The 13417-nt window shown below is 68.6% G+C and carries 10 protein-coding genes; 2 read left to right on the forward strand and 8 right to left on the reverse strand.

The window, feature by feature from the left end:
* Window positions 1–63: 63 nt before the first annotated feature.
* The 4 genes from HBE64_RS20000 to rplJ form a co-directional block, all read right to left on the reverse strand.
* Window positions 64–2427: a hypothetical protein gene (locus HBE64_RS20000; RefSeq protein WP_167106124.1), complete on the reverse strand. Its 2364-nt coding sequence runs from the start codon at window positions 2425–2427 to the stop codon at window positions 64–66.
* A 233-nt stretch (window positions 2428–2660) separates the two neighbouring features.
* Entirely contained in the window at window positions 2661–3710 is a 1050-nt protein-coding gene (locus HBE64_RS20005; protein WP_208300510.1) for an ABC transporter ATP-binding protein, read from the reverse strand.
* Between the two features lie 190 nt (window positions 3711–3900).
* Window positions 3901–4293: a 50S ribosomal protein L7/L12 gene (gene rplL, locus HBE64_RS20010; protein ID WP_167106130.1), complete on the reverse strand. Its 393-nt coding sequence runs from the start codon at window positions 4291–4293 to the stop codon at window positions 3901–3903.
* 38 nt (window positions 4294–4331) lie between these two features.
* A complete protein-coding gene (gene rplJ, locus HBE64_RS20015) occupies window positions 4332–4862 on the reverse strand; it encodes a 50S ribosomal protein L10 (RefSeq protein ID WP_167106133.1) in 531 nt (176 codons plus the stop codon).
* Between the two features lie 373 nt (window positions 4863–5235).
* Here rplJ and HBE64_RS20020 point away from each other — a divergent pair, with 373 nt between their 5' ends.
* Window positions 5236–6123 carry a hypothetical protein gene (locus HBE64_RS20020; protein WP_167106136.1) on the forward strand — a complete coding sequence of 296 codons (888 nt, stop codon included), beginning with the start codon at window positions 5236–5238 and terminating at the stop codon, window positions 6121–6123.
* Window positions 6124–6180: 57 nt separating this feature from the next.
* Here the strand turns inward: HBE64_RS20020 and HBE64_RS20025 are convergent, their stop codons facing one another.
* The 4 genes from HBE64_RS20025 to HBE64_RS20040 are packed head-to-tail and all read right to left on the reverse strand — an operon-like array spanning window position 6181 to window position 12828.
* Window positions 6181–7092 carry an ROK family protein gene (locus tag HBE64_RS20025; RefSeq protein WP_167106139.1) on the reverse strand — a complete coding sequence of 304 codons (912 nt, stop codon included), beginning with the start codon at window positions 7090–7092 and terminating at the stop codon, window positions 6181–6183.
* Complete coding sequence (locus HBE64_RS20030; RefSeq protein ID WP_167106142.1) at window positions 7092–7643, reverse strand: malonyl CoA-ACP transacylase; 552 nt, start codon at window positions 7641–7643, stop codon at window positions 7092–7094. Before HBE64_RS20030 ends, HBE64_RS20025 begins: the two co-directional genes overlap by 1 nt.
* A complete protein-coding gene (locus HBE64_RS20035; RefSeq protein WP_167106145.1) occupies window positions 7640–11827 on the reverse strand; it encodes an NEW3 domain-containing protein in 4188 nt (1395 codons plus the stop codon). Before HBE64_RS20035 ends, HBE64_RS20030 begins: the two co-directional genes overlap by 4 nt.
* A 50-nt stretch (window positions 11828–11877) precedes the next feature.
* Window positions 11878–12828: a YafY family protein gene (locus HBE64_RS20040; RefSeq protein WP_167106148.1), complete on the reverse strand. Its 951-nt coding sequence runs from the start codon at window positions 12826–12828 to the stop codon at window positions 11878–11880.
* Between the two features lie 61 nt (window positions 12829–12889).
* On the opposite strand from HBE64_RS20040, the gene HBE64_RS20045 reads away from it, so the two are divergent.
* Window positions 12890–13417 (forward strand): DinB family protein (locus HBE64_RS20045; RefSeq protein WP_167106151.1); only part of this gene is annotated, 528 nt, incomplete at its 3' end.

Below are 13417 nucleotides of genomic sequence, written 5' to 3' on the forward strand. Positions count from 1 at the left end.
ACTCAGATCAGCGGGCGTCGGTATACGAAATCCGTTGTGCCGACACGACACGTCATAAGTTCGTCAGACCGCGACGGAGGCTGGTTGAGTCGGCAGCACGATGCCGGCGGCCTGACCGAAGATGATCGGCCGGCCCGCCGCGCCGTAGTAGCCGTAATGCGGGTCGGCCGGACCGCCGCCGGTATAGAAGTCGTTGATCCATCCGTCGGCCAGCGTGTAGACCGCTGCGGTGTTACCTGCCGGGGACGGCCTGGTGGCAAGCTGCGCGAAGAAGTCGATAAGCGGATTGCCGCCCAGCATCGAATCGACGTGTGACCCGTCTACCAACTCGACCCCGACGAATTGGCCTGGCCGGCCCGCAGTCAGGTCGCCGGTGGTCTGGCCGTTGACGTTGAGGGCCTGCGGCGGCGCCGCGATCTGATACACCGGGATCCCGGCCAGTGAGGTCAGCGCATTGCCGAACATGGTGGAGTCGATGGCGACTCCGTCGAACATGACGACGCCGAGGAGATGGTTCTCGTCACCGGCGGCCAGCGCGTCCTCGTAGAAGCCGCCGGAGATGGCAGCCAGGCCGCCGCCCGCGGAGTGCCCGCTGAGGATGAAGGACTCGGGCAGCGTTCCGATGTAGCCGGCCTGGCTGGCGCTGATGGTCAGTGCGGCCCGGTCTCCGAGGAACAGTGACGCGACGCCCTGCTGCATGGGAATCCCGGACAGGAAGCAGCCGGCGCATGTCGGCGACGGGAATGACGGCAGCGTCGGGGCCACCACGATGCTGTTGGTCTGCTGGGCAAGCGACATTGCCAGTGCGGAGTACCACGGGGCTTGCGACAAAAAGCCGTGCTGGAGATAGATCAGGCCGGTGGCGTTGACCGAGCCGTCGGCCTGGGTCGGTAGATACCAGTCCGTGGGTGCCGTGTAGGAATTCGACCCGACCGGGATCGTCAATGTCGAGTGGCCGGTCTTCACGCCTGTCACGCCGTTGGGCGTCGGAGCCGGGTCTGTGGGGACCGGCGCCGTCGGGGCGAGGGCAACTGGTGTGCCAGCCGATCCACCGAAGATCAGCGGCAGTGTGACGGCGGTCCAGGCCCGCATGGCCTGCTCGAGGGGGCTCAGGGAGTTGGCGATCGGGGTGGGCAGTACGACGGCGGCGGCGTCACCCATGATGATCGGCTGGCCGGCGGTGCCGTAGAGGCCGTACACCGGGGCCTGCGGTCCGGCACCGGCGTAGAAGTCGTTGATCCAGCCGGTGCTCAGCGTGTACGTGGCCTGGGTGTTGCCGGGGGCGGACCACCGGGTGACCAGCTGGGCGGAGATGTCGATCAGGGGGTTCGACCCGAGCATCGAGTCGACGTGCGAGCCGTTGACGAGCACGACGCCGTCGAACTGGCCGGGGCGCAACGCCAGCAGTTGATCGGTGGTGACGCCGAAGGCGTTCCACGTCTGGGCCGGAGAGGCGATCTGATAGACCGGGGTGTTGCGGGTGTCCAGGCTGGTGATGGCCTGCGGCAGGGTGCCGTTCATGTTGACGCCGTCGTACATCACCACGCCGAGCAAATGGTTGGTGTCCGTGGGCTTCAGGCTGTCGATGTAGTAGCCGCCCACTGATACCGACCAGCCGCCGCCCGCGGAATGCCCGGCCAGGATGAAGTCCTCGGGCAGGGTGCCCTGGAATCCGGCGGCGTTGGCGCTGACGTTCAGCGCGGCCCGCTCACCGGTGAACATGCTGGCCGCACCCTGCTGCAACGAGACGCCGTAGAGCGTGCAACCCGGACAACCCAGGGACGGGAACGACGAGAGCGTCGGTGCGACGACCACGCTGTTGGTCTGCTGGGCCAGGGTGGTGGCCAGTGCCGAGTAGAAGGCCTTGTCGGCCAGGAAGCCGTGCTGCAGCCAGATGACGCCCTTGGCCGCGACGGTGCCGTCGGCCTGGGTCGGCATATACCAGTCGGCCGGGGCGTCGTAGGAGGTCGATCCGGCGGGGATGGTCAGCGTCGAGTGGCCCACCTTGACCCCGGTGACACCGTTGGTGGCCGACGGGGCGACGACCGCGGCGAGGCTGTGATTGCCGGTACCCACCGTTGTGGCCGAGGTGGGCGTGGCCAGGCTGGTCTGGCCCGTCTGGACCTGCGCCGGGCGGCCGGTCCTGCCGGTGGCTTTCGACGCTGCCGGCGTGGCGGGCGTGAGGTCGGCAGTGGTGGCGTCGGTGCGCGCACCCGAGACCACGGCGGCCGGGGCCGCGTGACGCGTAGCGGTCGCTGCCGCGACGGTGCTGTTCGGCGCCGGCGCGGCCGACGATGTGGAGGTGTCGGCGTGGCGGCCGCTGGCCCCGACGTCGGCCGAGGCCGAGCCTGCACCGGTCAGCAGTGCGGCGCCGAGTCCGGCGAAGACGGCGGCGGTACCCCACCAGACCCGTCGGTTCTTGAGCACCCGACCCCTCCCTGTGACGATCGGGCAAAGGTATCGAAGGCACCGGGTTACTGACGGTGGTTTGGCCCTTTTGTCACGCGGCCTGGTTCAGGCGGGGCGTACGGCGACCGGAATGCCGGTGAGCCGGGCCATCCCTTCCAACGGCTCGACGTGCTCCGGCGCCGAGGACATCAGCTGGTTGATCGTTGGCTCCGCCCGCCCCCTGGCTTTGGTAGCAGCTGTAGGCGAAGGGCTTAGCTCGTGGTGTCGTCGGCGTGCGCGGCGTGGGCGGGCTCGCCGACGAACGTGTGGGTCGGCAGCTTGTGGGTGCCTTCCAGGTCGTCGAGGATCGCCTGCTGAGCGGCCGGGGGCAACGTGTGCAGGATCTGGCGCACACGGGCCTGGCGACGACCGACGGCCTGACGCTCGGGCAGGCCCGGGGTCGCCTGGATCTGCGGCGGCACCCCTTCGATGTCTTCGACACCACCGTCATGGTGGCCGGCGTCGGCCAGGGCCTGCTCCTCGGCCATCGTCGACTCGTCCTTCTCCTCCGACATGCCGATCGGACCGATGCGGCGGCCGTTGAGGAACTGCTTGACGACGGGTTCGTCGCTGGTCAGCAGCACCTCGCGGGGGCCGAACATCACCAGGTGCTTGCGGAACAGCATGCCCATGTTGTCGGGCACGGTGCGCGCGATGTTGATGTTGTGGGTCACGATCAGGATCGTGGCGTCGATCTGGGCGTTGATGTCGATGAGCAGCTGGCTCAGGTAAGCGGTACGCACCGGGTCCAGACCGGAGTCTGGCTCGTCGCAGAGGATGATCTGGGGATCGAGGACCAGCGAGCGGGCCAGCCCGGCTCGCTTCTTCATACCGCCGGAGATCTCGCCGGGGAACTTGTTCTCGTCACCGCCGAGGCCGACCATGTCGAGCTTCTCCATGACGATCTGGCGGATCTCGCTTTCCTTCTTCTTCGTATGCTCGCGAAGCGGGAACGCGGTGTTGTCGTAGATATTCATCGAGCCGAACAGAGCGCCGTCCTGGAACATGACGCCGAACAGCGTGCGGATCTCGTAGAGCTCTTTGGCCGAGCACTGGATGATGTCGGTGCCGTCGACGATGATCTTGCCGCGCTCGGGGCGCAGCAGACCGATCAGCGACTTGAGGAACACCGACTTACCGGTACCGGACGGACCGAGCAGCACGCTGACCTCACCGGCGGGGATGTCCAGCGTCACGTCCTCCCAGATGCGCTGAGAACCGAACGACTTGGTCAGTCCCTCGACCTGAATACCAATGCCCACGCGAGATCCTTCCGCCCACACCGATGTTCCACTGGCTCGACGGCCTGTGGTTTGAGTCACTGTAGCGCACGAGGTTAGCGCTCACTCAGTTTGTGCACCTACCTGTAATCGACCGGTAGTCATTGCGCAGGGAGCAACGAAAAACCCCCGCGAGCACGATGGCTCGCAGGGGTTTTCGTGGCTACGGAAACTACTTGACGGTGACCGTGGCGCCAGCGGCCTCGAGCTTGGCCTTGGCGTCCTCGGCGGCCTCCTTGGTGACCTTCTCGAGCAGCGGCTTGGGAGCGCCGTCGACGAGGTCCTTGGCCTCCTTGAGGCCCAGGCCGGAAACGATCTCGCGGACGACCTTGATGACGCCGATCTTCTTGTCGCCGGCGCCCTCGAGGACGACGTCGAACTCCGACTGCTCCTCGGCGGCCTCGGCCGGGGCACCGCCGGCGGCGGGACCAGCAGCCGCAACGGCGACCGGAGCGGCCGCGGTGACGTCAAAGGTCTCCTCGAAGGCCTTCACGAACTCAGAGAGCTCGAGCAGGGTCAGTTCCTTGAACGCGTCGAGCAGTTCTTCGGTGGACAGCTTTGCCATGGTGGTTCCTTTTCTCTATCGGGTTGGGTTGGTTGGTCTCAGGCGGCGGATTCTTCGCCGGCCTTCTTCTCTTGCAGAGCTGCAGCAAGGCGCGCGACCTGGGACGCGGGCGCGATGAACAGCGCTGCGGCCTGGGACTGCTTTGCCTTCAGAGCGCCGGCGACGCGCGACAGCAGCACCTCGCGCGACTCGAGGTCAGCGATCTTCTCGACCTCGGTGAGGGTCAGGGCGCGACCCTCCATGTAGCCGCCCTTGATGACGAGGGCTTTGTGCTCCTTGGCGAATTTCTTGATCGCCTTCGCGGCGTCGACGGGCTCGCCGCTGACGAATGCGATTGCTGTCGGTCCGGCGAACAGTTCGTCGATGCCTTCGATACCGGCTTCCGCCGCAGCACGCTTGACCAGCGTGTTCTTGGCGACCGTGTAGGTGGCGTTGCCGGCCAGCGAGCGACGCAGCTCGGCCAGGTTGGCCACGGTCAGACCGCGGTACTCGGTGACGACGGTGGCCGTGGCGGCCTTGAACTGTTCGGCGATGTCGGCAACCGCGGTGGCTTTGTCAGCCTTGGCCATACATGCCTCCTTGTGGTGGTTACACCGCCGGAAGGCCAGAACACACGAACGCCCCGACGCAGAGCGGCCGGGGCGTGAAAAACCGCAGAACACTGCGGTGGAGCCTCGTCCTCCTGCGTGGGCCGCCTGGGTATCCAGGACCTTCAACCGATTGCTCGGTGACCGACGGTCTTCGGTGGAACCCGACAAGAATAGCCTGACCCGCCGCGATCAGCCAAAACGGCCGCCTGCCGCGCCACCCCTTGCCGCGAACAGGCCCAAAATCGCACGCAAAGGGCTCGGACAATGCGATTTTGCGCCTGCTCGCGGACCTATCCACAGGCTACGGCCTGGGTGCACCCGAGAATCGACCCGCTCCGCTCATCCTTCTCACGTGATCGCCGAAGCCGCTCGCGTGTTCGTTCGCAACGGCGGACTGGCCACCACCGCCCAACTACTGACGGTGATGACCCGCCAGCAGCTCGACGTTCAGGTGGCCAAGGGCGCGCTGGTCCGCGTGTGGCACGGCGTCTACGCGCGAACCGAGCCCGACCTGCTGCGCAAGCTGGCCGCATTGGACGTCCTGGCGGGCTCCAATGTCGTCGCATCGATGGGCACCGCCGCAGCGTTGTACGGCTTCGACACCGAGAACACCACCGCGGTTCACATCCTCGAACCGGGCGTCCGGACACGATCGGGCAAGGGGTTGGTTGTTCATCAGCGCACGGGTTCCCCTCTGCAGTGGGTGGCAAGCCGACGGGCGACCGCCCCGGCATGGACAGCCGTGGAGGTGGCGCGCCAATTGAGCCGGCCCCGAGCGCTTGCAACGCTCGATGCCGCCTTGCGCTCGCGGTGGTGCACACCGCTCGATCTCGAGCAGGCGGTTCGAGATCAGCGTGGGCGTCGCGGAATCGCCGCGGTTCGTGAACTACTTCGGTTCGCCGACGCACGCCCGGAGTCGGCAATGGAAAGCGAAGCGCGACTGGTCATGATCGACCACGGTCTGCCGCTTCCTGAGTTGCAGTACACGATTCACGGCGCCAACGGAGAACGCTGGCGCGTCGATTTCGCGTGGCCTCAGGCGCGGGTCGCCGCCGAGTACGACAGCGTGGAATGGCACGCAGGCAGGGCGGAGACGCTCCGGGACAAGGCGCGCTTCGCCGGTGTTCAGGAGCTGGGATGGACGATGGTCCCCATCGTCATCGACGACGTGCGACGACGACCTTCCCGGCTGGCTCAACGCCTCGACAGTCACCTACGCCGGCCGCACCTCGCCTCGTAATGCCCGCGAGCAGGCCGAAAATCGCACGAATGAGGCTGAAACAGTGCGATTTTGCGCCTACTCGCGGGCAGGTGCGCGCAGTAGTGCGGCCGCTCCCACCAGTCCAGCCTCGCCGCCGAGCGCCGCGGGTATCACCCGCAGGCCGGCGATGAAGTCCAGCCGGGCATAGCTGCGCAGTGCCGCGGTCAGCGGGTCGAACAGCACCGGTCCCGCCTTGGCCACTCCCCCGCCGATGACCACAAGATCGAGGTCGCACGTGGCGCCCACCGAGGCGATCATCGCCGCGACGGCCGTCGCGCCCCGCCGGAACGCTCGCAGCGCGATGTCGTTCCCGGCCGCGGCCGCGTCGGCGAGTTCCTTGGCGTCCGCGCCCGTCCAGCCCTGCTCTCGCGCCCATGCCGCCAGGTGCGGTCCGCTGGCGATCGCTTCGACGCAGCCGCGGGCGCCGCAGCTGCAGGCCGGCCCGTCGGTATCGACGACGACGTGCCCGACGTGTCCGGCGTTGCCCGTTCGGCCGGCGTAGGGCACCCCGTCGAGGATGAGACCGCCGCCGATACCCGTCGACACGACCATGCCGAGCATGAACTGGGCGCCCTGCCCGGCGCCGCGCCAATGCTCACCGAGCGCCATGCACAGTCCGTCGCCGCCCAGCCGCACGGGCACCCCGGGCACCGCCTCGGCGACCTTTCGCCGAATCGGGAAACCCCGCCAAACCGGGATGTTGACCGGGCTGATGGTGCCGTCGGGCAGATGGATCGGTCCGGCCGAGGAGATGCCGACGCCGTCGATCGGGCCCTCTGCCGCGGCCAGCGCCTCGGTGACGGTGCGCGCTGCCGCCGCCCACACGACGTCCGGGTCGGCCGAGCCCGGGGTGGGTTGGCGCGTCTGGAACAACAGGTCGCCGTCTGGGGCGACGAGTCCGGCCGCGATCTTGGTGCCGCCGATGTCGAGAACCAGGGTGGCTGTCATCAGTGCCTGTGGGTGTTGTCGGGTTGACGAGGATCGCCGGGATGCTCGTAGCCGGGTGCAAGCCACACCAGCGCGGCGCTGCGCGACACCAGCCATCGCCGGAAGGCCCGCCGCCGCTGCGCGCCGCGCAGGTGGGTGGCGAGGTCGTCGCGCGCGGTGAACCGGCCGGGATTGCGGTGTTCGTAGTCGGCGACCGCGGCGTCGGAAACATCCACCTCGCCGGTGACGTGGGCGAACACCGCGCGCGCCAGCGGTTCGGCGAGCACCGCGGCGGCGATGCTGCCGATTTCCAGCCGTGCGGTCAGATCGGGCAGGACGTCATCCTCGGTCGGGGTGTCAGCGGTGACAGCCACGCCCAGCGTGCGGGCTTCGGATGCCACGACCTGTTCGGTCACCAGCAGCTGGGTGAGCCAGCGCCGCAGCTGCCGGCCCTCACTGGTACCTGGCCGGGGCAGGGCGGCCGCCTGCGGTGCGTTGCGCAGCGTCACCTCTCGGGCGTCGATCTCGCTCACCGCAATCGGGTTGCCGGCGACGATGGCCGCGACGCTCATCGGACCGTCACCGCCACAGCGGGTGTGTAGAGCAGTCGGCCCGCACAGCCGACCCGGATCAGCGCCCACCACCGGCCGGGGGTCTGCCACGGCGGCGGCGTGACGTCGAATGCCACCTCGGCGGTGGAGCCGGCGCGCAGCACCGCCCCGTGCACGGCCGGTCCGATCCACTCCCAGGTGCCCCACGGGCTGATCACGTGGGCTTCCAGGGCCAGGTCGGCGCGCGCATCGGAGGCCACCGTGGCGGCGAGCCGGGCAGTCTGTCCTGGTGCGACGGCAACCTCGTCGGGTTCGGTGGCCAGCCGCACGAGATCCCCGCCGGGTTCGGGCCCCACGGACACCACGCAGACATCTTCGACGGTTTGCCGCCAGGCCGGGGGCACGTTCCCGCTGAGCGTGAGCTGTGCGCGCACCGGGTACTGGCCGGGTTCGGCATCCTTCGGCACGGTCAGCACGATGTCGGCCGTGTCGTATCCGCGGGCGGGCAGCGCGAACCGCACCTCTTCGCGGTCCACCGCCCATCCTCGCGGAAGACGCAGGCGTACAGCACCTTTCAGTGTGCTATCGGTGCAGTTACTGGCCATGGTGAGGCGCACCGCGACCTGGCTGCCCGGATCGGTGGTGAGGGCCTCGGGGTGCAGGTGCGCGACAGCGGGTAGGCCGCCCAAGGGTGCCGGGCCGCGGTTGTGCAGCCAGTAGCGGGCGTACAGGGGTTGGGCGTCTTCGGCGTCGGGCCCGAGTGCTGCACCGGAACCGTCGAGAACGGGGGCGACCGTCAGCCGCGCCTGCAGGGTGGCGATCTGGTAGCCGTGCAGGCTCGACTCCGCCGCGCCGCGCGGCTTCTCGAGCAGGTCGGCCGCGAGCACGTCGGATACCGCGCCCACCCCGGATGCCAGCGTGATGTCAGCTGTCTCGCCGCGTGTTTCGACCAGGCGCAGGGTGACGTCGGCGGGGTCGACGGCGGCCACGCTGCCCACGGCTGTCGGGTTTCCAGCGGCTTTGAGCGCACCGAGTTGTACCGTGCCCGAGGGTTCGACGCTCAGCAGTGAGCCGTCGGGAGGCAGCACGCCGGCAGGCTCACCCGCGGCCACGACAACGAGCGGATGGTTGAATTCCGCGCTGCGGAGCGATGTTTCACTCTCGCGCCAGTCCCCGGCACCGGATACCAAGGCGAAGTCGAAGCTGTGGGTCCAGTGTTGCAGTTGGAAGTTGGACCCGTCGGGGGTCTTTCGTTGCGGCGGGTCGATCCACACCCCGGACGGCCACCCGGTACATGACCGCATCAGGGAGCTGTGCAAGGTGTGATCGGATTCGATCGCGAAGCCGGGTACACCGCGGTTGATCAGCGCGACGGTCCGTGCGGCGAAGTCGCCCAACTCGGCCGGGGCGTCCTGGGCGACGACGATTTCCGCGTCGTCGAGGTCGTCGACCAGGGCGGCGATGGCCTCGCTGAGGCCGTCGGCCCAGTGTCCGGCGACGATCAGCACGGGCAGTGCCAGCACCGCGCGCAGGTCGGCGTCGGGCTGCCACACCCGATCCAGCGGCGCCGACGCCGGCACCCACACTCTGGCCTGGCCGCCGGCAGCGAGTTGGCGATGTAGTTCGGCGGTGTACGCGTGGCCGGCGGCAGCGAGAACGTCTGCGGTGAACGAATTCTCGTCGGGGCCGCCGAGTGCGATGCGGGCATCGGGGAGGTTGGAGTCGACATCGAGGTGCCCGTAGCGGGGCCGTGAGGCGCTGCTACAGGTGGCGGTTACGCCGGCGCGAACCAGTGCGACCATCAGGTCGCGGGCGACCGCGGCCGCGGTGTCCTCAGTCGGCGCCACCACTTCGGCAACCGACACCGCGCGCGTACAGGTGCCGACCCGAACCCGTACCGCAGAGGACAGCCCGAACCAGCCGTGCGCCGGATTGTCCAGCGTCCAGGGATGCAGGGCGGAGTCGACGGCGCGGTCCGCACCGGAGGCGTGGTCGTGCATCAGCCCGAACCCACGGCCGACGACAGCGTCGCCGACTTCACTGACCGGCAGAGCTCCGGGCACCGGGCACGGCCACCGCAGCCGCACGAGCTTATCTTCGCCGGTGAACTCCTCGATGGTGGTGCGGCAGTCGAGCCGGTCGATACCGTGCCAGAGGGTCAGTTCCTGACGGTAGCGCAGGATGTCTCCGATGTTTCCGTGCACCACGATTCGCTCACCGAGCGGGCTTCGGTAGGCCTGCACCGTGTCGGCGCTGAACGCCGAGGAGCATATGACTGCACCCTTGGGCAGCAGATGCCACGGGCCTTCGCCGGCCTGCGGGTGAGCCGGGTACTCGTCGTAGACGGCGAGTTCGTTGCCGACCCGGCCGGGTGCGATGAGGTCGACACCCGAATCCAGCTCGACGAGTGACTCCACACCGCCGCCGCGGGCGGGGTCGAGGCGCAGCCGGTAGTGCTCGTTGGTGATTTCGTTGCCCGCCAACGGTTCCCATGAAGACTGAGCCCCGGAATCATGCAGTTGATAGGTGCGCCAGCCCACCGATGCGACGTCGGCGGCGCGCCAGCTCACCTCGTATCCGTCGTGCGAGACCACCGTCTGCAACTCAGCCCCGTCGGCATCGGTCACCGTGGCGCCGCCGCGCACCGGCTCGTCGAGCCGAACCGTGGCGATATCGGTCCGCTTGTGCGCCAACGGATTCCAGACCACCAGTGCGCCTGGCGACGGCGCTACAGCACGGGAGAGCAAAGCCAGCGCACCGGCTCGGGTGACGCGTCCGATCTCCCACGCATCACGCCATCCCGTCAACAGGTCCAAGTAAACCTGGTCGGACTCCGACCCGGTGATCGCATCGTGGTGGGCGCCGTAGGCCAGCTGGACCCAGGCCTTGGCCAGCGCCGCCTCGGGGTAGCGGGCCCCGGTCAGCAGGGCCGTGAACACCGCGAACCGCTCGGCGCCCAGCACGGCGTCCTCGGCGGCGCGGTTGGCCTGCTTGGTGTCGATATAGGAGACGTCCTTACCGGTGTAGATCGGATTCATGTCGCGGGTCTGCGGCGAGGGCGCCACCCCGCGCGCCGCAGCCTCGGCGCGCACGGCGGTGAAGAACTCGCTGGGCAGCGCGCAGATGAATTTGGGCCAGGTGTATCGGGCGTTCCAGTCACGGTGGATCTCGGTGACCCAGGCGTTGGGCGGGGTGTAGTCGGTGCCCACCGGGAGCAGCACGTTGCGGGTCAGTGCCACCGATTTGAGCCCGGCGAACAACTCGTAGGTGGCCGCCTCGGCCTCCTGAAGCGAGGCCGACGAGTCCATCCACCAGCCCGCCGAGTAGTGCGCAGGCATGTAGTGCGTCAGCAACCCCAGCCCCGACGGGGCGATCCACTCGAACTCGCTGCTGAACTGCATGCGCCGCGGGTCGCCGTCACCGGCCATCGGCCCCCACTGGTGGTGCGGCCCGCGGGCCCACGAACTTGACGTCAGACCGGCCTCGGCGGCCATCCCGGGGAACTGTGGGTCGTGGCCGAACACGTCGAGCTGCCACGCCGTCGAGGGGTGTGCGCCGAGGATGTCGCGCTGAAAACCGATGCCGTGCACAAAGTTCCGGATCGATGTCTCGGCGCCGGTGAGGTTGGTGTTCGGTTCGTTGTAGGTTCCGCCCATCACCTCGACGCGACCTTCGCCGACGAACCGGAGTAGATCGGCGCGGTCTTCGGGGTGGGTGTCGAAGTACGGCTTGAGGTAGTCGACCTCGGCGAGCACGAACTTGTAGACCGGGTCGCGGCGCGCCATCTCCAGGTGCGCGGCGACCAGGGCGAAGCCGTTGTTCTGCTTGGCGCGGCCGGGCGGTTCCTCGTGCCACACGCTGGTGTAGGCGGCCTGGGTGTTCCACCACACCGGGTCGTAGTGGAAGTGGCTGATCATGTACATCGTCCAGCCCGGCTCGGCGACGACGAATTCGAAGGACAGCTCGCCGCTGCCCCAGGACGCCTGCGCTTTGCGCCGCTCCCCCGGCACCCCCCGCTCGACGAGCACCGGAACCTCGAGCGTGCCGTCACCGCCCGCTACCGGCGCCTCACCGCGGAGGCCGTCGCCATCGATGCGTACCGATTCATCGCCCGAGGCGCCGGCGTAGCCGATTCGTACCAGTTGCAGCGGCACGTCAGGAGGCCCGACGAACAGCTCCGTTGATTCCGCGGAGGTCACACGCACGCGGCCAATCTACGGCCGATCCCCCCGTCGCCGGGGCAACACGTCGATGATCAGCTGACCGCTTCGGCCAGTAGCCGGGCCATCGCCGATGCCCCCTCGGCCACCTCCGCGGGTTCGAGGACCTCGAATGCGATGCCTGGCATCGCGAGGTACAGCGCCAGTCGCCGGGCATCGTCGGCACCGGTGACCACGATGCAGGTGCCGGGCCGAGCGTCCTCGAATGTCACCGATGACGGCGAAAAGTGTTGGGCCAGAATCTCTTGCGGAGCCTGGTAGCGGACGCGGGCGACGTACCGGTAGGGCGAGGCGCTGATCGCGCGGCCGACGTAGTCTGCGGCGTCGGGAGCGTCGCGCGCGGTGAAAGTCGTCCCCCGCGCCCGCACCTCGGCCATCCGGTCCAGGCGCAGGCTTCGCCAGTCGTGGCGGTCGCGGTCGTAGGCCTGCAGGTACCACCGCCGCCCCGTGGTCACGAGCTGATACGGCTCGAGCCGGCGGCTACTGGACATCCCTGCCCGGTCGACGTAAGAACTGTCGACGTGCTCGTGGTCGCGGCAGGCCCGCGCCAGCGTCATCAACACCTCCGGGTCGATCGGTGTCTCTGAGTTGGGGGTGAGCGTGACGGTCGAATCGTGGATGGCCGCGACCTGCGAACGCAGCTTGGCCGGCATCACCTGGTCGAGCTTGCTCAGCGCGCGCAGCGCCGCTTCTCCCATGCCGGCGACGCTGCCGCCTGCCGCCAGGCGCAGGCAGACGGCCATGGCGACCGCCTCGTCGGAGTCGATCAGCAGTGGCGGTAGCGAGGCGCCGGCCCCCAGCTGGTAGCCGCCACCGTGGCCGGTGCTGGCGTGCACGGGATAGCCCAGCTCACGCAGCCGATCGACGTCGCGGCGCACGCTGCGCGTGGTTACGCCGAGGCGGTCGGCCAGCTCGGGACCGGACCACACCCGTCTGGACTGCAGCAACCCCAGCAGTTGCAGCACCCGGCTCGTGGTCTGGGACATAGGACCAGTCTCGCTCACTTTGAGGACAGAAGCTGTCCGCTATGCCTGACAGTCTTGACCCATGACAGGGACCCGCGACCTCGCCGACCAACTCGACTGGCACTGGCAGCACCAGCTGCGCCCGCGGCTGGACGGCCTGACCGACGCCGAATACTTCTGGGAGCCGGTGGCCGGCTGCTGGACCGTGCACCCCGGCGGGCAGGAGCGAAGCGACCCGGGGATAGCCACCGCCGGCGGGCGGGCCCCGAGGGCCACCGTCGATTTCGCGTATCCACCGCCGCAACCGGAGCGGTTCACCACCATCGCCTGGCGGCTGGCCCACGTCATCGTCGGCGTGTTCGCGATGCGCAGCCACTCCCACTTCGGCGGCCCACCCGCGGACTATCAGAGTTGGAGCTACGCCACCGACGCCGACACCGCGCTAACCCAACTCGACGAGGAGTACCACCGCTGGAGCACCGGGGTGCAGTCGCTGACCGACTACGATCTGCGCCGCCCGTGTGGCCCGGCCGAGGGTCCCTACGCCGACCGTTCGATGGCCGACCTGGTGTTACACATCAACCGCGAGGTCATTCACCACGGTGCCGAA

Origin of the sequence: Mycobacterium sp. DL592 (genome assembly GCF_011694515.1) — a bacterium.
Taxonomy (GTDB): Bacteria; Actinomycetota; Actinomycetes; order Mycobacteriales; family Mycobacteriaceae; genus Mycobacterium.

What these genes read in the sequence shown, in the direction of transcription:
- HBE64_RS20030 (WP_167106142.1), bottom strand. Translation starts at nt 7,643, where the DNA reads ATGAGCGTCGCGGCCATCGTCGCCGGCAACCCGATTGCGGTGAGCGAG.
- rplJ (WP_167106133.1), bottom strand. Translation starts at nt 4,862, where the DNA reads ATGGCCAAGGCTGACAAAGCCACCGCGGTTGCCGACATCGCCGAACAG.
- HBE64_RS20040 (WP_167106148.1), bottom strand. Translation starts at nt 12,828, where the DNA reads ATGTCCCAGACCACGAGCCGGGTGCTGCAACTGCTGGGGTTGCTGCAG.
- rplL (WP_167106130.1), bottom strand. Translation starts at nt 4,293, where the DNA reads ATGGCAAAGCTGTCCACCGAAGAACTGCTCGACGCGTTCAAGGAACTG.
- HBE64_RS20025 (WP_167106139.1), bottom strand. Translation starts at nt 7,092, where the DNA reads ATGACAGCCACCCTGGTTCTCGACATCGGCGGCACCAAGATCGCGGCC.